This window comes from Flagellimonas myxillae (assembly GCF_023502235.1).
Lineage (GTDB): Bacteria > Bacteroidota > Bacteroidia > Flavobacteriales > Flavobacteriaceae > Flagellimonas > Flagellimonas myxillae.
Window position 1 is genome coordinate 535,569 of sequence record NZ_JAMFLY010000002.1, and the last position, 20,865, is coordinate 556,433.

15 protein-coding genes are annotated in these 20,865 nt (G+C 44.0%); 8 read left to right on the forward strand and 7 right to left on the reverse strand.

The features are described from left to right. Positions 1–50: 50 nt before the first annotated feature. From M3P07_RS10930 to M3P07_RS10950, 5 genes are all read left to right on the forward strand, one after another. A complete protein-coding gene (locus M3P07_RS10930) occupies positions 51–806 on the forward strand; it encodes a LytTR family DNA-binding domain-containing protein (protein ID WP_249969949.1) in 756 nt (251 codons plus the stop codon). Positions 807–923: 117 nt separating this feature from the next. Further along, a complete protein-coding gene (locus M3P07_RS10935; RefSeq protein ID WP_249969950.1) occupies positions 924–2,438 on the forward strand; it encodes a CRTAC1 family protein in 1,515 nt (504 codons plus the stop codon). Next, positions 2,435–4,630 (forward strand): xanthine dehydrogenase family protein molybdopterin-binding subunit, encoded by a 2,196-nt coding sequence (locus tag M3P07_RS10940; protein WP_249969951.1) that lies wholly within the window; start codon positions 2,435–2,437, stop codon positions 4,628–4,630. The genes M3P07_RS10935 and M3P07_RS10940 overlap by 4 nt, the downstream gene beginning before the upstream one ends. 1,138 nt (positions 4,631–5,768) lie before the next feature. Next, a complete protein-coding gene (locus M3P07_RS10945; protein WP_249969952.1) occupies positions 5,769–6,101 on the forward strand; it encodes a single-stranded DNA-binding protein in 333 nt (110 codons plus the stop codon). A gap of 137 nt (positions 6,102–6,238) precedes the next feature. Then, complete coding sequence (locus M3P07_RS10950; protein WP_249969953.1) at positions 6,239–6,661, forward strand: hypothetical protein; 423 nt, start codon at positions 6,239–6,241, stop codon at positions 6,659–6,661. A gap of 255 nt (positions 6,662–6,916) precedes the next feature. Here M3P07_RS10950 and M3P07_RS10955 read toward each other — a convergent pair whose 3' ends face one another. The 6 genes from M3P07_RS10955 to M3P07_RS10980 all read right to left on the reverse strand — a co-directional run bounded on the left by M3P07_RS10955 (position 6,917) and on the right by M3P07_RS10980 (position 16,049). Further along, entirely contained in the window at positions 6,917–7,438 is a 522-nt protein-coding gene (locus M3P07_RS10955) for a ferritin (protein ID WP_249969954.1), read from the reverse strand. 69 nt (positions 7,439–7,507) lie between these two features. Next, on the reverse strand, positions 7,508–8,347 hold the full coding sequence (locus M3P07_RS10960; RefSeq protein ID WP_249969955.1) for a phosphatase PAP2 family protein: 840 nt from the start codon (positions 8,345–8,347) through the stop codon (positions 7,508–7,510). A 65-nt stretch (positions 8,348–8,412) separates the two neighbouring features. Further along, a complete protein-coding gene (locus M3P07_RS10965; protein WP_249969956.1) occupies positions 8,413–10,542 on the reverse strand; it encodes a Tex family protein in 2,130 nt (709 codons plus the stop codon). 66 nt (positions 10,543–10,608) lie between these two features. Further along, entirely contained in the window at positions 10,609–12,684 is a 2,076-nt protein-coding gene (metG, locus tag M3P07_RS10970) for a methionine--tRNA ligase (protein ID WP_249969957.1), read from the reverse strand. Positions 12,685–12,833: 149 nt separating this feature from the next. Continuing rightward, the gene (locus tag M3P07_RS10975; RefSeq protein WP_249969958.1) at positions 12,834–14,546 is read right to left on the reverse strand and encodes a DUF1501 domain-containing protein; all 1,713 of its coding nucleotides are present in this window, start codon (positions 14,544–14,546) and stop codon (positions 12,834–12,836) included. A gap of 9 nt (positions 14,547–14,555) precedes the next feature. After that, positions 14,556–16,049 (reverse strand): DUF1800 domain-containing protein, encoded by a 1,494-nt coding sequence (locus M3P07_RS10980; protein ID WP_249969959.1) that lies wholly within the window; start codon positions 16,047–16,049, stop codon positions 14,556–14,558. A gap of 169 nt (positions 16,050–16,218) precedes the next feature. Between M3P07_RS10980 and M3P07_RS10985 the strand changes: the two genes are divergently transcribed. Beyond that, entirely contained in the window at positions 16,219–16,578 is a 360-nt protein-coding gene (locus tag M3P07_RS10985) for a YraN family protein (protein WP_249969960.1), read from the forward strand. A gap of 51 nt (positions 16,579–16,629) precedes the next feature. After that, entirely contained in the window at positions 16,630–17,289 is a 660-nt protein-coding gene (locus M3P07_RS10990; protein WP_249969961.1) for an aspartate kinase, read from the forward strand. Here the strand turns inward: M3P07_RS10990 and M3P07_RS10995 are convergent, their stop codons facing one another. Then, a complete protein-coding gene (locus tag M3P07_RS10995; RefSeq protein ID WP_249969962.1) occupies positions 17,290–18,720 on the reverse strand; it encodes an amidohydrolase family protein in 1,431 nt (476 codons plus the stop codon). A gap of 117 nt (positions 18,721–18,837) precedes the next feature. On the opposite strand from M3P07_RS10995, the gene M3P07_RS11000 reads away from it, so the two are divergent. Beyond that, complete coding sequence (locus M3P07_RS11000) at positions 18,838–20,802, forward strand: DUF3352 domain-containing protein (protein ID WP_249969963.1); 1,965 nt, start codon at positions 18,838–18,840, stop codon at positions 20,800–20,802. Positions 20,803–20,865: the final 63 nt, after the last annotated feature.

The window sequence follows — 20,865 nt, forward strand, 5'->3', positions numbered from 1 at the left end:
AAGGCTCGCCAAGGTTTAGTAATTTTATGAAATTCTGTAAAATTCCCTAAATGAAGCTTAGGAACTTTATTGGTCTGGTTTTGGTTATTTCCCTAGTTCTTGGGGGATTGATTTATTGGCGCGAATATACCACCAGGGACCAAGTCACCTTGCTTCATGTGCTGCTTTGGCAAATGGGTATCTGGTTGCCTTGGATTTTGGGATTTTTGACCTTGAAAGGGCTAAAAGCGAAGGTGCAAAACAAGGAATATGGATTTCCCCTGCTCTTAATTAGTGGTCTCGTGTTGATCGCCCTTCATTTTGGTTGGTTCTTTATTGTAAGCTCCACAGTTAGCCCATATCTGGATTTGCCAGGTTCTAAGTTTGGCGTCTACCGGTATTTCTTCGTGTTTTGGACGCTTATTGATGTAGGACTGGTTTGGTTTATAATTGACAAACTACGTACTTCCTTACCACAATTGGAGCAACAACCCATAAGGTTGGAGCTCACTAGGGGTGGGAACACCTATTTTTGCGAGCCATCCCAAATTCAGTTGCTAGCCGCCGAAAACTATTATACCAAATTGTTCACCACGCAAGGGGTGTTTGTAATGCGAAAGCCCCTAAAAGCATTTTTGGACATACTTCCGGTGGAAACTTTCCGCAAAATCCACAGATCGACCATTATCAACGTGGACTATGTATCAGAACTGGCACGAGGTAACGGCAGCACCTTGGAAGTGATCATGAAGGACGGTACCCGTAGACGGGTCAGCAAAAGCTTTGTCAAAGAGATTACGGACCTGTTCCGAAGCCGTACGTATTAAGACCATTCACTATCAAAATCCTGCCTGTTTACTGCAACCCTTATGGTTCCGCCTAGCTATTGGGTAAGTTTAGGAATCCAATTTTTTTGGGTGCAATCATCAATCATCTTCCTTCAAATGGATGCTACACTGCGTTTTCATTTTACAATTTGGATTTGTATTCTGTGTTCGGGAACATGGATCCATGGTCAGCAATTGCAATTCTCCAAATGGGATTTCGACGAACCCAAACAAGGTTCCCGCGGGGTTTCCATTGCCGATTTAGACGGGAATGGCCATCTGGATATTGTGGTGGCCAATCAGGTAGATTCGCTTTTGCAGCTTGGAAACACCATCTTTTTTAACACCGGCGAGGGTTTTACAAGGAAGGCCATTGCGAACAATACCTTGAAAGCTTGGAGCGAATCGGTGCATACGGTCGATGTGGACAATGACCATGATTTGGATTTGTTTTTCACTACACAATTCGGCACCCCGAATTTATTGTTTCTAAATGATGGAAAAGGGAATTTTTCGGCCGCTGAGAATGGTGAACTTACCTCGGACAAGACTAATTCCCCGGGTGCTTGTTGGTGCGATTTTGATCGGGATGGGGACCTGGATGTCTTTGTGGTGAATCGGGATGGGGAGGATGATGCGCTTTACGTAAACAATGGAAAGGGAAATTTTAAAAGAGAACAAAAAGGCCCTTGGGTTAGAAACAAGGGGGACGGCAGATCATGTGCTTGGGGCGATTTAAATGGCGACGGCCTTCCTGATCTGTATGTTGCCAATTTTGTGGTTAAGGAAGATGGAAGAGTCACCGGAAAACATAGAAACCATCTGTATTTAAGTACTCCGGATGGCATTTTGGAAGAACAAAATCTAGGTGCTTGGGTTGAAGAATTGAATGCCTCCTACGGCGTATCCTTTGTGGATTTTGACTACGACCAGGATTTGGACATCTATGTGACCAATGTGGCCCGTTCCGATGAGAATGCCCTATACGAAAACCAGGGTGGCGGTAATTTTTCCAAACTATCGGAAAGCGGGGTAGCTTACGAAGTAAGAAGACCTTCCAAGGGGCAGACCTGGGGGGATTTTAATAATGATGGCCAGCTAGACCTTTACATAGCAAATGGGACCGAGGGGTACCCCGAAATCCAGAATTTTCTTTATACGGGATCAAGAGGTGATACTTTCAAACGAGTGTATAACTCCCTTCCAGCCATTGAAGGCCATATATCGGCCGGGGTGGCATCCGGGGATTTGGACAATGACGGGGACCTTGACCTCTATGTGTGCAATTGGGGAGGAGAGGCAGAGGCCAACGATTGCTATATCAACCAAAATACATTGGGTAATTGGGTCAAAATTAAGCTCCGTGGGTTAGAATCCAATAGTTATGGTATTGGAAGCTGGGCAACACTAACGCTCTCGGACGGCTCAATACGTACAAGATATCTGATCAGGGAAACAGGCTATGGCAGCGAAAATGCACCAGAAATCCATTTTGGGATACCATCGGATACTGCAATTTCAAAATTAGAGATCTTATGGCCAACAGGAATCAAACAATCCAACGGTGAGCTAGAGGTCAACGCCACCTATCAAATTACTGAAGGAAAGGAAATTAAAAAACTAGAGGAATGAAAGAAGCCATTCAACGCAGGGACTTTATCAAACTTACTTTATCGGGAAGCGGGGCATTGCTATTGGGGGTGCAACTGGAATCGTGTATTTCCAAAAAATCGCCTGCGGAATCCTTTACCTTCTCTCCTTTGGTGAAGATTGATACCGATGGCTGGGTGACCTTGGTCGCCAAGAACCCGGAGATAGGGCAGGGGGTTAAAACATCGCTACCCATGATCTTAGCCGAAGAATTGGGAGCCGATTGGAACAAGGTAAAAATCGTTCAGGCGGACTTTGATTCAATTTATGAGGAGCAGTGGGCCGGTGGAAGCTATGCCATTATACTTAATTGGGATTTGATGCGTAAAGCCGGCGCCATGGTAAGACACGTGCTTGTTGAGGCCGCTTCCCAAAAAATGGGGTTACCCGCTGCCGAACTTGTAACCCAAAACAGCAAGGTGATCCACCAAGACTCTGGAAAAGAAATCCACTTTGAATCACTATTGGCTGAAGCTTCCCAAATACCACTGCCCGAGGAGGTGGAATTTAAACCTTTGGACGCTTACGAAATAGTTGGGAAACCTACCGTACATGCCGATTTGAATGCCATGGTTACAGGCCGGGCCGCCTATGGCATCGACATAAAACTGCCCAATATGCTCCATGCGACAGTTCGCAAAAACCCCGTTTTTGAAGGAGGAGTCAAAAGCTTTGACGATAGCGAAACCATGGCAATACAGGGTGTTCTTGCAGTACATGAATTAAACAACAAGGAATACGGAGGGCGATTATTGGGAGCTAACAGTCCCAATTTTGTAAACGGTGTCGCCGTGGTGGCTAATTCTACCTGGGCGGCCTTTAAAGGAGCCGAAAAACTTAAAATCGAATGGGACAATTTAGGCTGTAAACTAGAGAACTCAGAAGAATTGTTTGAGCGATTCCGTGCCCAACTAGGTGATACCACCATAGAAAGAAGGGACGGAGATATTGAGAAAGCAAAAAGAGAAGCGTCATCGTTCCATGAGGCCGTTTACGAACTGCCCTTTTGGGCACATGTACCGATGGAACCCATGAACTGCACGGTTGATTTTCGTGATGATGTTTGCGAAGTATGGGCCCCAACCCAAAACCCGGAAGCCTTACAAAATGGACTGATCAAATTGTTTGACCTACAACCGGAACAAATCCAAATTCACATCCCCCGGATAGGTGGGGCATTTGGAAGAAGGTATTACGTGGATTATGCCATGGATGCAGCAATCCTCTCCAAGAAAATGGGAAAACCGGTAAAGTTGACCTGGACCCGGGAAGAAGATGTTAAGCACGATTGGTATAGACCGGGGAGTGTCCAAAAAATAGCCGCTTCGTTGGATAAAGATGGTATGGTGACCGGCTGGCACCACGTCGTGGCCAATGCTTCTCGTATGACCTCCCTTGGGAGGGAAGGTCGCGTTGCAGGCACGGAAATTGACGAATACGAGTTCCCGGCAGGTTTTGTGCCCAACCTTCAATTGGAATACGGACATGTATTGAGCGACGTGCCTTTAGGCCAATGGCGTGCGGTTTCGGCTTCGGCCAATGCATTCCCTATCCAATGTTTCTTGGACGAATTGGCCTTTAAGAACCAGATGGACCCTATCGATTACTTTTTGAAATTTTTGGGCCCGGCCCGCATGGTCCCCGTGGTAGGTGAATATGAATTCGATAACGGACGATTTCTCCATGTGATAAAAAAAGTAAGGGAGAACAGCAATTGGGATGTCCCACTGCCCGAAGGGCAGGGCAGGGGCTTTGCCGCTCGTAAAGGAGCGGGATCCTTTATCGCCGAAGTGGTGACGGTAGAGGTAGAGGGTGATGAAAACATCAAAATTTTGCGCGTGGACGTCGTGGTGGACTGCGGTATTGTGGTAAACCCATCGGGAGCTGAAGCTCAGGTGGAAGGTGGAATTCTGGAAGGTCTTTCTGCAGCTATGTATGGGGACATCACCTTTAAGGACGGAGCAACGGAGCAGTCCAATTTTCATGATTATCCCTGGATTCGGATGCGGGACGTACCCGAAATCCATGTGGAGTTTGTCCAAAATGATTTACCGCCAAGAGGTTTGGGCGAACCGCCACTACCCCCAGCTATTCCGGCTTTGGCTAATGCCGTTTTTTCGGCAACGGGAAAGCGGGTCCGGAAGCTGCCTTTATCCAGGAGTTTTAAGGTGTGACCTTTGGTCCTATATTCAAGTCTTAGAACGTTTATATATCATTCAAACTCCAACGAAGTTTTTGTGAATGATAGAAAATGGATACTTTTAAAGGAGTGTCCAAAAGTCGCAAAATTTTTTATAGAATAATTGCTGCCTTGCTCCTTCTTCTGGGCGTTGCAATCGGTATTTATCTTATCCCAGATCTTATACCCCTATTAAAAAGGACACCTTATGAATTGCTCCATCCTAAATTACGCGTCAGAAATGAGCTAGGAAATGATTGGTTCTGGCAATCCATTGGTTGGTTGTTGGCTTATGTCATTTTTAGAACGAGCATTGGCTTTTACAGAGACAGCCAAAAACCCTCCTGAACCAGAAAAGGGAAATGGAAACAAGGCACTGGCAACTATATGCAAAGTGGGGAAAGCATCTTGGATTTTTATAACTTCAGGATATGTCGCTGATAAAATTGGCTAGGTCCATTTATGTTACCATAAAGAAGACCACGACCAAAGAGTATTTTAAGTTTGGTCTTTGGCTATGGATTTATGGGTTATCCTTCATGGCAATTTTGCTTTTGCTTTATTGGTTGTTCAACTTGTGAAATGCTCCATGAACCAGAAAAGGGATTGAAACTGGGTATTACTTCATTCAGGCACCTATATACAATATGGGACAAACGGACTTGAAGAGATTGAATATTACTGGTTAATGTTGGTTGGCAAAGTATCGGATCAAATTACATGGATGCCTACCCCTCTGAGTATTAAAAGAAGTCCTATAATAATGATGACGACCAAACCGAAGACAATTTTAATGTCACATGACAGCAGAGAATGGCTGTAATCTTTGTTTTCTCTATTGGATTTTATCAAAAGCCGCAACCATATCACAGCCCCTGCTCCAATGATCACACCTATAATCAAGTCCTTTGGGTTCATGCTTCGAAGATAAAAAACCCTCCTGAACCTGAAAAAGAATCTAGGGGTTGGGCTTCCTAGGGAAACGATATGCAACTACTTCTAAACGAATACATCCGTTTACAAACGAAAACAAATGATTAAGAACCGTTTCTTGCTTTTTGACACCCCTAAGTTTGCCCGTCGATGCAATGAAGCTCGATAGTATTAACTGTTTAACACGTAAAATTTAAATCATGAATTCACTTAGAAACAAAGTACAGTTGATTGGAAACTTAGGAAATGACCCAGAAATCGTATTGATGGAAAGTGGGAGCAAACTGGCCAAATTTTCCTTGGCCACGAACGAGACCTACAAAAATGCGGAAGGCGAGAAGGTAACGGACACCCAATGGCATAACATTGTAGCCTGGGGCAAGACCGCGGAAATTGCCGAGAGCTATTTGGAAAAAGGCAAGGAGGTTATGATCGAGGGCAAGCTGGTACATCGCAGTTATGAGACCAAAGAAGGTGAAAAGCGTTATATCACCGAGATAAAGTGCAATGAGCTATTGATGCTCGGCAAATAAGCCGGATTTACGGATAATCGAGAAAAAGGGGGCAATCGCCCCCTTTCTTTGTTTTTGCCCAATTTTAACTTTAACTTAAAGATAGACTGCGTAACAATGGGGGTGGTTGTACGTCTAATACAACAGATGAAGGAGCGATGAAAACTGTCAGATTCTTATTGGTGATTTTTGCATGTGGCCTAGCCTCTCCGGCTTGGTCCCAAGTGGATACCCATGTTCAGGGATTACGGTTTTATGAGCAGTTGGCGCAACGGGATGCTTCCTACGAGTGGGGACTCCACAAACTGGAAGCCTTGGACGAGCAGGACTACTGGACCGACCAACGTAATTATGAAAGACATTTGGGCAAAGCCAATTTTCCTGCCTATTTGGCCTATATGAAAGGGAAGAAAGAGGCGTATCAACAACATTTGGAGCAATGCGATGGTACATGTGTGCATAGTAGGTTGTTTTTGGAACGTGCCAAGGAGTATTTGTCTCTTTCCGATGCTGAATTTATGTCTTGGAGCCCTGCGAACAATGTAGTACAACATCTTCCCAAGAAAAAGAAACTGAAATAAAAAAACCGCCTTCAGGCGGTTTTTTTTATGCTACTTTCTTTAGAAGGTCAAAGCATGGACAACGTCCACAGCGTTTGCTTTCGCTCTTCTTATATTTTTTACAGCACTTGGTCTTGCAGTTGGTTACCGGGAGTTCCCGTAGCCTGGTCTTGTGCTTTTTGGATAGTTCCTTTTTCTTTTTTCCCATCTCTTATTACAAGATGGGCCAAATATAGTTATTTTAAATTAATCTAAATAAAGGAGTTATCAACAAAATTATTCCCCAGCCATGTCGGAGGCGGCACTTTCCACGGTCAATTGCTGGATATCCCTGTCAAATAAATACAGTCCTCCCTTGTCGTTTCCAATAAGGTTGATTTTATCCAATACCGTTCTGGCCAAGGCTTCTTCCTCCAATTGCTCGGCCACATACCATTGTAAAAAGTTATGGGTGGCATAGTCTTTTTCCTGAAGGGTCACATGGACCAACTCGTTGATGCTTTTGGAAACGAATAGTTCGTGATCGTAGAGCTCCTGGAACATTTCCTGCAAGGTGCCAAACTCTGTTTTGGGCGCTTTCAAAGCAGAAACATGGGCATGGCCTCCCCGTTCATTGACATATTTGACGAGTTTGAGCATGTGCATCCGTTCTTCATCCGAATGGCCATACATAAACCCGGCCACTCCTTCCATCCCTTGCACTTCAGCCCAACAAGCCATGGAAAGGTAAACTTGTGAGGACTCTGCTTCTATGCGAATTTGCTCGTTTAGAGCCTTTTCTAGTTTTTTAGATAACATGTTTTACGTTTTGAAGAAGTAAAAATACAAAATGGCCCCGATTCCCCGAGGTAGTCAAATGCGGTATCCTTAGAACCTAAGGGCCACACCCATGGTACCGGGTCCGAAATTAAGGTTCCAACTCACTTTTTTGGCTTGGGCATTGTACTTTTCATTGTATTTGGAGTCCAGATAGCGGTCTATGGATTCCACGATAAAAATACTGAGCAACGTACTGAAGGCCACATCCGAAACCCAGTGGAAATCGTCCATGATACGGGCAAATCCCGGAATCATTCCCACTGTATAAATACCTGCTTTTACCCAGGGGTTTTTAAACTGTTTGGCTATGGCATAGGCATTGGAAAAGGCCAACATCGCATGTCCGGAAGGAAAGGAGTCATAATTGAAGACTCGATCCAAGTGCAGGGGGTCGTAGGTGCTGGAACTGTCTCCACTTTTTGGCCTTGCCCTCCCAACAATTCGTTTGCTCACTTGCTGTAGAAATCCACCCGCGGTGGCAGCAGAGATCAAGAGAACGCCTGTGCGCCTTAACTTTTCATTTTTGGTAAAAAGACCGGCCAAATATACCCCGCCGGTGAACATATAGTTGTTGTTCGGGTTTCCAAATTCGTTTCCATAATCCTTTATGAAGTCAGGGACATCCTCGCTAAAACCGTTGGTCCAGTGGTTCAGTTCGTCATCCACCAAGAAAAGCACCGCCGTACCTGCTGCCAAATAACCAAAATTGGCCCAGTCGTCGCCTTCCCAATGAAAAGGCCGGGAGTAAGCATGGCCGATACCGCCAAAAACATTACCCATATCGTAGGTGAAGTTCTGCCAATTGCTGCTCTTTTGCGATTCAATCTGACCTTGGGGATACAACTGAAACCCTATTAATAACAAGAGACAAAGAATAGTGCGTTTCATAGCTGAGCGTTGAGGTTAGGGAATAAAAGTTAACTATTATTTCTTAAAAAAGGGATTTAAGCGTTTTATTGCGACTTATGCAACGCCAATTGAATTCGTTTTCTGGGTATGTCAACATCCAAGACCCGCACAACCACCTGTTGATGTAGGCTCACATGCTCGTTGACATCTTTAACAAAGGAATCTGATAGGTTGGAAATATGGATGAGTCCACTTTCCTTGATTCCGATGTCCACAAAACAACCAAAATTGGTAATGTTGTTGACAATCCCCGGAAGCAATTGATCCTTTCGGAGATCCGTGATTTCCTTAATGCTTTGATTAAAGGTAAATACCTTGGCCTTTTCCCTGCGGTCCAACCCAGGTTTTTCCAATTCTTCCAAAATATCCTCCAAGGTGGGCATTCCAATGATCTCCGTACAATAGTTTTCCAGATCAATACGCTGTAGCACATTTTTGTTTCGAAGGATATCTGCAAGTGGAACGCCTTGGTCCTTTGCCATTTGTTCCACTATCGGATAGCTTTCAGGATGCACGGCCGAATCATCCAATGGATTTGCACCTTCCTTAATACGCAAAAAGCCAGCGCCTTGTTCAAAGGCCTTTCCACCAAGACGCGGAACCTTTTTGATCTCTTTTCGATTTTTAAAGCCTCCATGTTCGTTCCGATAGGTGACAATATTTTCCGCAAGTTTTGGGCCGATTCCGGAGACATAGCTCAACAGGGAAACACTGGCTGTGTTGATATTGACCCCTACAGCGTTCACGCAACTTTCCACTACGGTGTCCAAGGAGGATTTAAGCTTGGTCTGGTCCACATCGTGCTGATATTGACCCACCCCAATGGATTTGGGGTCAATTTTCACCAATTCGGCCAAGGGATCTGCCAATCTCCGGCCTATGGATACGGCACCTCTAACTGTAACATCGTAGTTGGGAAATTCTTCACGGGCAATCTTGGAAGCGGAATATATGGAGGCGCCCGCCTCACTGACCACAAAAACCTCAATAGGATTTTTGAACGGAATGCGTTTCACCAATTGTTCGGTCTCCCGGGAAGCCGTTCCGTTACCGATGGCGATGGCCTCAATTTTGTAGGCGTCTACAAGGGAGCTAATCTTTTTTATGGCCCCGGAACTGTTGTTTTGAGGGGCGTGGGGATATATCGTTTCGTTGTGTTTCAGGTCGCCCTGCGCGTCTAGGCAAACCACTTTGCAGCCCGTTCTAAATCCAGGATCAATGGCCAATATGCGTTTTTCTCCGAGGGGAGCGCCCAGAAGCAATTGTTTTAGATTCTTGGAAAACACCTGAATGGCAGCTGCATCCGCTTTTTCCTTGGCGTTTTTTAAAAGCTCGTTGGAAAGTGAAGGGAATAGCAAGCGTTTGTAGGCATCCGCGATGGACATTTCTATTTGTTCGGAACAAGCATTATTGGATTTAATAAGCCTGCGTTCCATATTTTGGAGCGCCCGCTCCTCGTCAATCTCTATTTTGATACGGATAAAGCCCTCTTTTTCGGCCCTTGAGATGGCTAAAAATCGATGGGAGGGGCAACGGGACAAGGATTCGCTCCAATCAAAGTAATCCCGGAATTTTTGTGCTTTATCCTCCTCCTTTTTAGACTTGACAACCTTGGTTGTAATTTGGGCATATCGTTCCAACTGATTTCGAAGTTGGTTGCGGATATCCCCTCTTTCATTGACCCATTCCGCAATAATATGTCGGGCACCTTCCAAGGCCTCATCCTCATTTTGAATGGAATCGCCAAGGTATTGGGAGGCCACATATTCGATTTCATCCGTGCGTTGCCCCATGATGATTTTTGCCAAGGGCTCCAAACCATTTTTGCGGGCAGTTTCTGCCTTGGTCTTTTTACTTTTTTTGTAAGGAAGATAAAGGTCCTCCAGTTGGGTTAGATCTGTACAACTTTGAAACTTGGATTGCAATTCAGGGGTTAGGAGTTCTTGCTCTTCAACCGCCTTAATGATGGCTGCCTTCCTTTTTTCCAAAGCCTCAAAAGCAGTTTTATGCTGTACTATGGAGCCAATCTGGACTTCGTCTAGGTTTCCTGTGCGCTCTTTTCGGTAGCGTGCTATAAATGGGATGGTGCAGTCCTCATTTAAAAGCGCAATGGTGTTCACTACGCTTTTTTCGGGAAGCTGTGTACGTTGGAGTATGTATGGAATGAGTTGCATAAAAATAACATGGTTAAGAATTCAGCTTTAAGCCAAATCAGCGAAATGTTGACCAATTAATGCAAACTAGTTTATGGTTTCTCCGTTCCCGACACCTTCCTCATCCGGGTTTACAAAGACAAGCTTTCCATCTTGATTTTCGGTCATTAGAATCATGCCTTCACTTTCAACCCCGCGGAGTTTTCTTGGGGCCAAATTCACCAAAACGGTTACTTTTTTTCCAACAATTTCTTCAGGGGTGAAGCTCTCTGCAATTCCGGATACAATGGTTCTTGTGTCCAGTCCCGTATCCACTTTTAGCACAAGCAGTTTGTTGGCCTTGGACATTTTTTCGGCTTCCACAATGGTGCCTACCCGCATATCCAATTTGGTAAAGTCGTCAAAAGTGATGGTTTCTTTTTGGGGAGTGGTTTCCTTATTCATTTGCTCATTCGACTTTTTAGTTGCCTCCAATTTGGCCAGTTGGGCTTCAATTTCCTTGTCCTCAATTTTTCTAAACAGCAATTCGCTTTTATTGATTTGATGGTTGGATGGAAGGAGGGTTTCCTTTTCCGCAACACTTTGCCATGAAGATTCCACTCCACCTGACCCAATATTCAAAATATTCTTGAGTTTTTGGGAAGTAAAAGGCAAAAAAGGTTCGCTCAATACAGCCAATCCAGTAGCGATTTGAAGGGCCACAAACATGATGGTCTTAACGCGTTCCTCGTCTGTTTTGATGAGTTTCCAAGGTTCTTCATCCGCCAGGTATTTATTGCCCAAGCGAGCCAAGTTCATCAATTCTTGACTTCCTTCCCTAAACCTGTACCGCTCCACTGAACTGGAGAGGGTTGAGGGAAACTTTTTTAACGCCTCAAGGGTTTGTTTATCACCATCTGAGAAAGTAGCAGGTTCAGGAATGACCCCATCATAATATTTATGTGTCAATACTGCCACCCGGTTCACAAAATTCCCAAAAATGGCGACCAATTCGTTGTTGTTTCTCGCCTGAAAATCCTTCCAAGTAAAATCGTTGTCCTTGGTTTCCGGGGCATTGGCCGTTAGCGCATAGCGCAGTACATCCTGCATATCCGGAAATTCCTCAAGGTATTCGTGCAACCAAACCGCCCAATTTTTGGAGGTGGATAATTTGTTGCCCTCCAAGTTCAAAAACTCATTGGCTGGTACATTTTCAGGCAGAACATAATCCCCATGTGCCTTAAGCATGCTTGGGAAGATGATACAATGGAAAACAATATTGTCCTTTCCAATAAAATGAAGGAGTTTGGTGTCTTTGTCCTTCCAATACGGTTCCCAATCCTTGCCCTCGCGGGCAGCCCATTCCTTGGTGGAAGAGATATATCCGATCGGGGCATCAAACCAAACATAGAGTACTTTGCCCTCGCCTCCTTCCACAGGTACGGGAATACCCCAATCAAGGTCGCGCGTCACTGCCCGGGGCTTTAGCCCATCGTCTATCCAGGATTTACACTGGCCGTATACATTGGGTTTCCAATCGTTCTTATGACTTTCAAGAATCCATTCCTTAAGGAAGTTTTCGTAGCGATCTAAGGGTAAAAACCAGTGTTTGGTCTTCTTCAGTGTCGGAACTCCGCCGGTTATCGTGGATTTTGGATTGATCAAATCGGTGGCATTCAGCGAGGAACCGCAATTCTCGCACTGGTCACCATAAGCTTCCTCGTTGCCACATCGTGGACAGGTCCCGGTCACGAATCGGTCCGCCAAAAACTGTTTGGCTTCCTCGTCGTATAATTGCTCTGTTACCTCTTCGATAAAATCCCCTTGATTATATAGAGTCTGAAAGAAATCTGATGCGGTTTTATGGTGTACTTCGGCAGAGGTACGGGAATAATTGTCAAATGTAATTCCAAAATCCGCAAAAGATTGTTTGATTATTCCGTGGTATTTATCAATGATTTCCTTGGGAGAAACACCTTCTTTTTTAGCCTTCATAGGGATGGCGACCCCGTGTTCGTCACTTCCGCAAATAAAAGCCACATCGTGACCTTGCAAGCGTAGGTAACGGGAATAGATATCGGCGGGCACATATACCCCCGCCAAATGCCCAATATGGATTGGGCCATTAGTGTAGGGAAGTGCAGCCGTGATTGTATATCTGGAAGGTACTGTATTCTGAGGCATGTAAAAATCCAATTAAGCCCCAAAAATACTGATTTAGGAAAAGATGCAACAGGAATGCCCTAAAAAAGGAAACCTCCGAATTGTGCAACCTAATTGGGGTGGGGGTTACACTATCGGAGGATTCTGGAATTTAAATGTTACAACCAGTCTTACATGATCATTACGGACTTACTCAATTTTTCTTCGCCTACGCGGATTTGGTAAATGTATTTACCGGTGGCAAGGCTATCCCGCATACTTTCACGAATGTTAATTTCCGTGGAACCTTCCAACATCATCTCGTTAAACACGGTACCAACATTTTGACCTAGGATATTGTACAATTGGATATCCACGTGGGCGGCAACCGGCATTTCCAAATGAATATGCGGTGTACGCTCTGTTGGATAATAGGGTTTGTGCACAATGCGGGTCAGGGCATCTGGATCGGGGTCTGTACCATCGGGGCTGGGAGGGGTATCAGGTAGCGTTGGTGGGTCGTCGTTATAAACGATGTCCGGGAATTCAACCCCGCTACAATTAAATCCAAGATTAACCGGGTTATAGGGGTGGTCCAACAAATGTTGCTCCACCAGTGGGATGGGTACACAAAGCCATTCTGCCAAAACGGTGGCATACAAATCCCTAAAATCCATTGTGTATTCCAAGTTTCCTCGACCATTAGGATTGTTTAGGTCAGGGTGATCTCCCACAAAGGCACTGCCATTTAATCCTGAACCAAAGAACAGGGTAGGTGCGGCCTTACCATGGTCGGTACCATTAGATCCATTTTCAAAGATCCTACGTCCAAATTCAGAGAAGGTCATACTCAACACTTTTTCATCCTGTTCTGTAAAAGTCAAATCCTCATAGAAGTTGTTGACTGCCACAGAAAGATTGGTCATCAAACGTTCGTGGGCCAAAGGCTGGTTTCCGTGGGTATCAAAACCTCCCATGGAAATCATGTACACTTTGGTACCCAGATTACCTTTGATCAATCGGGCCAACAAGGCCAATTGTCTTGCAAATCCATTGTCTTGATATTCCACTTGGTTTTGCCCTCTTTCGTAGGCTTCATGAATCTTACCAGCGTATTCGTAGGTAGTATTCGCAACACCTCTAAGGAATCTTAATTGATCACCGTACATACAGTCACCAAACGGCGCATTTTCAAGATCATAGAACAAACCAGTTTCCGCAATTTCCTCCAACTGATCAATGTTGTTGGTCACGAATGCGTAGTTAGTTTCCTCTCCTTGGAAAATAAGATTGGACAGGTTTCCAATCTGAATGGCCGCAGGAGCTGGTGGCGGGTCAATCAAATAGTTAGGAAAACATTCCTCAAAATGCCTACCCATCCAACCTGTGTTCAAACCGGTAAATCCGGTTGTGGTTAGATCAGTGTTGGCATAAATGTCGGAACCTGTAAAATGGGACAAACTCTGGTTTTCGTACCCAACACCATGAACAGCTTTGAACTGGCCGTCTCCCCACATAGGCTCGAGGGAATTCATATAGGTGGGTACACCAAAATCATCGGTAAGTTTTAGGACCTTACTTTCTGGGATGTAAATGTTAGGTCTTGCATTAGCATAAGTATCGTATTGTTGAATAGGGATAACCGTGCTAAGTCCGTCGTTACCTCCCGAAAGTCTGATCAATATCAAGATATTATCAGTCTCTGCATCTGCAATGGCAGATGTAAATGGGGATGGTGCAGAAGCGGAAACGAGGTTGCTCCCTAGGAACATGGATCCAGAACCGGCAATACCCAAAGCTTGGATAAAGGAACGCCTGCTCCATGTTTTATGTTCTTGATCATGGCCATCGTGTTCTAGGCCTTTATATGGTGATGTATCGTGGGTATGGTGAGTATCGCACATGGGGTAGGGTTATTTTAGTTGAAATTCGGGTTCTCTTGATAAATGTCTGAGCAAAAGATAGACTTGTGAGGGGGCTGTGGGCCATACGGCCAATGTCCAACTTGGTGTGGCCCCACCTTCGTAATACGTTTCATCGACATCACTTCTAAAAGCGATGAGCGCCTTGTCGTATTCAGCATCGGTGAGCAGTCCTTTTGGTAACAGCTTATCAATAATAGGTCTGGCAATAACATCAGGATTGTTGCTTGTTAAGCCATCATTTCCTGTAAGTGCCAGGGCAAAATCCCTGAATTGTTCCGGATTGTCCTGGAAGAATCGTTCTAAAAATACTTCGGTGGTCAACCAACGTCCAATAATAAAATTGGTATTGATCCACTGTCTATCGCGCTGCCATCCGGCAACGTCAAAAGGATCAAACATGGTTTGGCCGATCAATCCTGCCGCATCTACAATATTTATTACGGTATTGTCGTCGTAAGCGAACCCAGTTTCTTTGACTAGGTGCATATATAAGTCAAATGGACTTTTGATGATTACCCCTATTGCATCTTCATCAAAAAAGTGTTGACTCTTAAACAATTGTCGAAGTACCGGAGCAATTTCAAAATTATTGGCAGTAAATGTAGCTGCCATGCCATTAATAATGGTCTGGGCATTGCCAGCATCGTCATCAGAATCTGGGTGAACAAAGAACTCGTACAACTTCTTGCAGATAAACCAAGCAATCTCATTGGCTCGCTCGGTAAACAGAATGTTGATTACATCATCATAATCCCAATTTCCGGTCTGTCCGAATATGGTTTTATTCTCTGTATTGAATTCCTCTGGATCAAAAGTAACAGGGGTACATCCTATTTCTCCATTGTTGGTGTAGCCCGAAATGGCCTTAGCCGTTTCGATGATGTCATCTTCGGTATAGTTGTTACCTTCTCCTAAGGTGAATAGCTCATATAGCTCCCGGGCGTAATTTTCGTTTGGATTGTTTCCCCTATTTCTTACCCCATCCAAGTAATACAACATTGCAGAAGTAAGACCAATCTCGCTAACAAAAGTCCTAAAGTTACCTAGGGCGTTCCGTTGTAGATTGTTGATATAATAATATAAAAAGGAATTACAGTTATATATATCTATTTCGGTAACAAAATGGTTGCTCCAGAAAAAACTGAGCCTATCCCTAAGATTGTTATCCAAAAGGGCATTTCCATAAGCGGTGGCAAATTCTTCCCTTTGTGCCCTTCGCATCTGACCTGCGAGATCGTCATCCTCCGGATAATCCGCGTTGGTCCAGTCCGCCCATGTGGGCGCTGCTGTAGGGGGAGTGGCCAAGGCTTGATCCACCAAGTTGTCCACTAGGGTATCCGCTGTCTGTCCCACAGCGGCGTTGATTGTTTCTACCGAGGCGCTAAAGCCAAGCCTCCGGTACAAATGGGCAGCACGCAACTCATCCAATGGAGTAGTGTACGGCGCCAAAGTTGAGGAATTACAATTGATAAAGTACTCCATAGCAATGTTCGGCGTTAATTAGGTCCATAGTTTTGGGGCAACTATATGTTTAGCTAACGTTGGGTGTGGTTCAGTTGAGCAAACAAATTACAACCTAAACGCTGTTTTTGCCGTGAACTGCCAAAATTTTCGATGAACTGCACATATTTTTTAATATTTTTCAAAATTGATGGGGAAACACAACGAATTTGGAAGGCTGGGAGAGCAGATGGCCGTGGATTTCTTGTTAAAGAACGGTTACGAGATTTGCGAAAGAAACTTTCGCTATCAAAAGGCCGAAATTGACATCATTGCAAGAAAGGATGGTTTTTTGGTCATCGTGGAGGTAAAATCAAGAACCGGTGGCTTTACTGAAGAAATTTCCCAAACTATAAGCAAAAAAAAGATTTCACTATTGGTAATGGCGGCTGATTACTACATAGAGAATAATGGTATAAATGAAGAGGTTCGTTTCGATTTGATCATCATAATCCAAAAAAAAGGAGGGTTAAATTTGGAACATGTTAAAAATGCGTTCTATTTTTTCTAACCGTTTGTGTTATTTGTAACAATATGTTAATTTTGAACAAAACCAAACCAAATGAAGACCATATCGGCCGTTGTAGAACATTACATTAAAAAGAAACCCTTTCTTCAAAGTGCCCTTGCACAGGGTATTATTAACCTTACCTCCCTATCACGTCAGATCAAACCTGAAATTTCCGATGCATTGGGCAAGGATGTCAAGGATGGAGCTATAGTTATGGCCTTAAAACGCTTGTCGGATGATTTGGAATTTAGGGCAACGCATAGAATTGTGAAGGTGCTGAAGAACATTGGCGAGATTACGGTTAGATCTTCACTCACTGATTATACTTTTTTGGCTTCCGAAACCATTCTTGGGCAGCAAGCCAAACTACTGGAGGAGGTCCACGCCAACCAGGATGTTTTTTATACTTCGTCCCGGGGTGTGAACGAAATCAATATTGTGATCAGCAGTTTGATGGATGGTATTGTAGAAAAATATTTCAAGCACGAACGGTGCACCCAGAAAGCGGAAAACCTTTCCTCGATTACAGTGAAGCTCCCCGCAGAGAATGTTTCCGTACCTGGGATTTACTATTTCATTTTTCAGCGTTTGGCCTGGGAGGGCATTGTACTCTACGAAGTTATTTCTACCACCAATGAGTTTACCATTTTGGTCAACGAAGAGCAGGTGGATGTCGCCTTCAAGACCATTAAGGACTTGAAAAGCTTATAGTTACTTTTCCAAGTACACGTATTCTGCCCAGCGGAGTGCAGTTGCTATAAGGCCTTTTCTATTCTGGGCCTTGTCCTTGAATTCTTCCAATAACTCTGGCCCTAATTTACGCCCATCGACCATCACCCAATTGGGATTTCGGAGCACTTGAAGATTGTCCAATGGATTCTGGCTCGTCAAAATAAGGTTGGCCCGTTTACCTTCTTCCACAGTACCAATATCAAAGAGTCCATCATGCACTTTTGATGGATTTCTGGTAGCGGTTTTTAAGGCACCGTAATTGGTCATCCCTGCATCCAGATAAAACTCCAGCTCCTCATGGATTGAAAATCCAGGAGCGGTAATGCCAATTCCGGCGTCGGTTCCACTAACAATGTTGATTCCAATTCTATTGAGTTCTTTTACAATGTGCACATGAAAATCGTGCTGCTCCTGAATGTGTTTAACAATGTCCGGATTGTTTGATTTTTCATTCGCCCAACGATCCACTTGAACTTTGCTGTCCAATTTCTTGATCAGGGGGTTGATATAGCCCATTTGTTCCGAATCCAAAACGTTCTCGTCTTGTAGCATCTCCAGTATTTTATGGTACCCGGTCAATGTTGGGCTTAAGGTTTGCCTACCTGCTCCATATTGCGCCACTACGCTTTTTAAAACGGTCGTATCCATGGAATAGGACAAGGCTTGTTGAACAATATCCTCGGCATGTTCTATACTGGCAATCTGAGGTTGAAAATTGTTTCCATAGGGCACTTGGAAACTTGGGTGAACCACAACCTCCATCTGGGAGGCCTCCGCCTGTTGAAGAACAGCATTGAAAATATCCAAAGGCATTCCGGCGTAAGTTTTTATACAATCATATCCCTTTGCTTTCTGTTCCCGTACCAGATCTCTTGCCATTTGGGGGTTTTGGACCTGTATTTTTTCATCCCCTAGATCATCGGGACCAGTCAGTTTGGGTCCAGAAGTAAATAGTTGTGGTGATACTATCTTTCCTTCTTTTATATCTTCCTTTATTCGCAAGTGCATGGGAAAACCACGAAGGTTTCTGACTGTGGTTACCCCATTCGCTAAATAAACGCCCAAGTCGAACCTGTCCCAAATGTGTACATGCATGTCCACCAATCCCGGGGATAGAAACCCATTGTTCCCATCAATTTCGGGTAGGCCATCGGCTTTTACCTCATCAGCAATTTTTAGGATGCGCCCATTTTGGACTTTAACATCCTTCTTATATAGAACCGTGTCTTGGGTCATGGGAACCACGTTGACATTCTTGATGAGGTAACTATCGGTTTCCAATTCGGGATGTTGTGAAATCTTGAGATATGAGGATCTGTTGGAATCGATGAGTAAGGAAACCAAAGCAAAAACAAGGAGTGTTATTAGCAATATGCCTATTCCCTTGATCAGTTTTTTCAGCAGCTTCATCTGGATATGGAATTTGGTTCCAAAAATAACGGATTTAGAGATCAGGATTCAAATTGAAAGGAAGATATAAACTAAAATTTTGGTTTATCCGTTTGTATGGAAGACACTTAAACAAACATGACGGGAAAAAGGATTCTTTTTGGGTTGTTGAGCCTCTTGGTCGTCTACCTTTGTTATCTGGCCTACATTTTTATCCTATCCCCAAAAAGCAACCTCCAGTCCATTTACCTCATACCCAAGGATGCTGTTTTTATCATAGAATCCGAAAAACCTGTGGAGAGTTGGGCCAAGGTTAGCGAGAGTGATGCTTGGAGGCACCTTCAACAGAACGATTACTTTGCCAAGCTTACCGAGAACATCCAAAAAGTGGATACGGTCTTTAATGATAACCACAAATTGTTCGAGTTTTTTGACGGGCGTTCCCTGTTTATCTCGGTCCACATGGTGAGTAAAAAAGACTACGGCTTTTTTTATGTGCTCGACCTTAAGCGGATCGCCAAGCTCAAACTGTTAAAAACCTATTTGAACACCTTGCTCAATGAAAACTATACAATGAGCAAACGGATGTACCACGATCACGAGCTTTTGGAAGTGTACGACCGCAGGAGCAAGGAGACCATGTATCTGGCTTTTATCAAGAACCAATTGGTTGCTTCCTATACCCATACTTTGGTAGAGGCATCCATTGACCAATACATGGAACCCTATTTAGGAAGGGACCTCAACTTTTTGGAAATTAATTCAAAGGTGGGCTACGAGAATTTGTTCCGCTTGTATTTGCAATATGAGGTTTTGGACGATTATTATGGCAGGTTTTCAGACCAGCCAAATGATTGGATAAGCCGGGCAAGTGAAAATTTGCTATACTCGGGTTTTCACTTTGATCTGGACGAAAACAGTACCATCACCGCAAATGGGTTTACCAACATAAGCCCTGCAAACCACAACTATTTAACTGCGTTACAGCAATCTGGTAAAGCAGAACGAAGCATTCCCAAAGTAGCTTCAAAGCGAACCGCAATGTATGTAAGTTATGGCTTCGATAGCTTTGCTGAATTCTATGGGAACTTCCAAAATGTACAACGGGATAATCCAGAACAATTCGAAACCTATATGGCGGGAATCCAAAAGGTGGAAAAGTTCCTGAAGATCAATGTTGAGGAGAACTTCGTACGCTGGATTGGGGAAGAGATTGCCCTGCTACAGATAGCATCCAAAATTACAAAGGGGCAAACCGATATGGCCCTGGTCCTTAAAACCAATGATGCCGATGAGGCAAAAAACCATTTGGATTTTGTGCTCAAACAAATCAAAAAGAAGACCCCTGTAAAATTCAAGGCCATCGACTACAAGGGTTATGAAATCAATTTCCTTTCGATCAAGGGTTTTTTCAAGTTGCTATTGGGCAATCGTTTTAAAGCGTTTGACAAACCCTATTTTACGCAGATTGATGAGTATGTGATATTTAGCAACAACCCAAATACACTTAAGGGACTGATAAATGATTTTGTGACTGGGGAGACCCTTATGTCTTCGAAGGATTTCCAGCATTTTGATGAAAAGTTTGAAAATGCATCCAGCTTGTTCATCTATAGCAATGTACCCTTGTTGTACAACAATATGAAAGCGATGGCCGATGGCAAGACCCGCGCAAGCATGCAAAAAAACAAGAACTTTATTGTGTGCTTTCCCCAAGTTGGTTTTCAACTAACCCCTGAGGATGATCTTTTCGAGAGTAGGCTGGTGGCCAATTTTCAAAAACCCGAGTCAACGAAAGAACCGGTTAAAATCCCAAGCTCGAATTCCCCAACTCCACAAGAAGAAGGGCCAACTGAGGCTGTTTTTAACTTGAAACCCATCTATCCCAACGACCTAACCGCAAAGAATTTTGCAAAGAAGTACTCCAATGGGAACCTTAAGTTTCAGGTGGAGCTGAAGGATGGCCTTAAGCATGGCCAATACAAGGAATTTTATCCAAGTGGGGAGGAAAGAATGACCGGTAGGTTCAAAAAGGATGAGCAAGTGGGAACTTGGAGGTACTTTGATAGTGACGGAACACTTCTTCTAAAAAAACGATTCTAAATTCTTTCCTAGGGTTTCTGGATTCAAACAGCAATCATTAACTTGATTTCCTAAATCGACCCT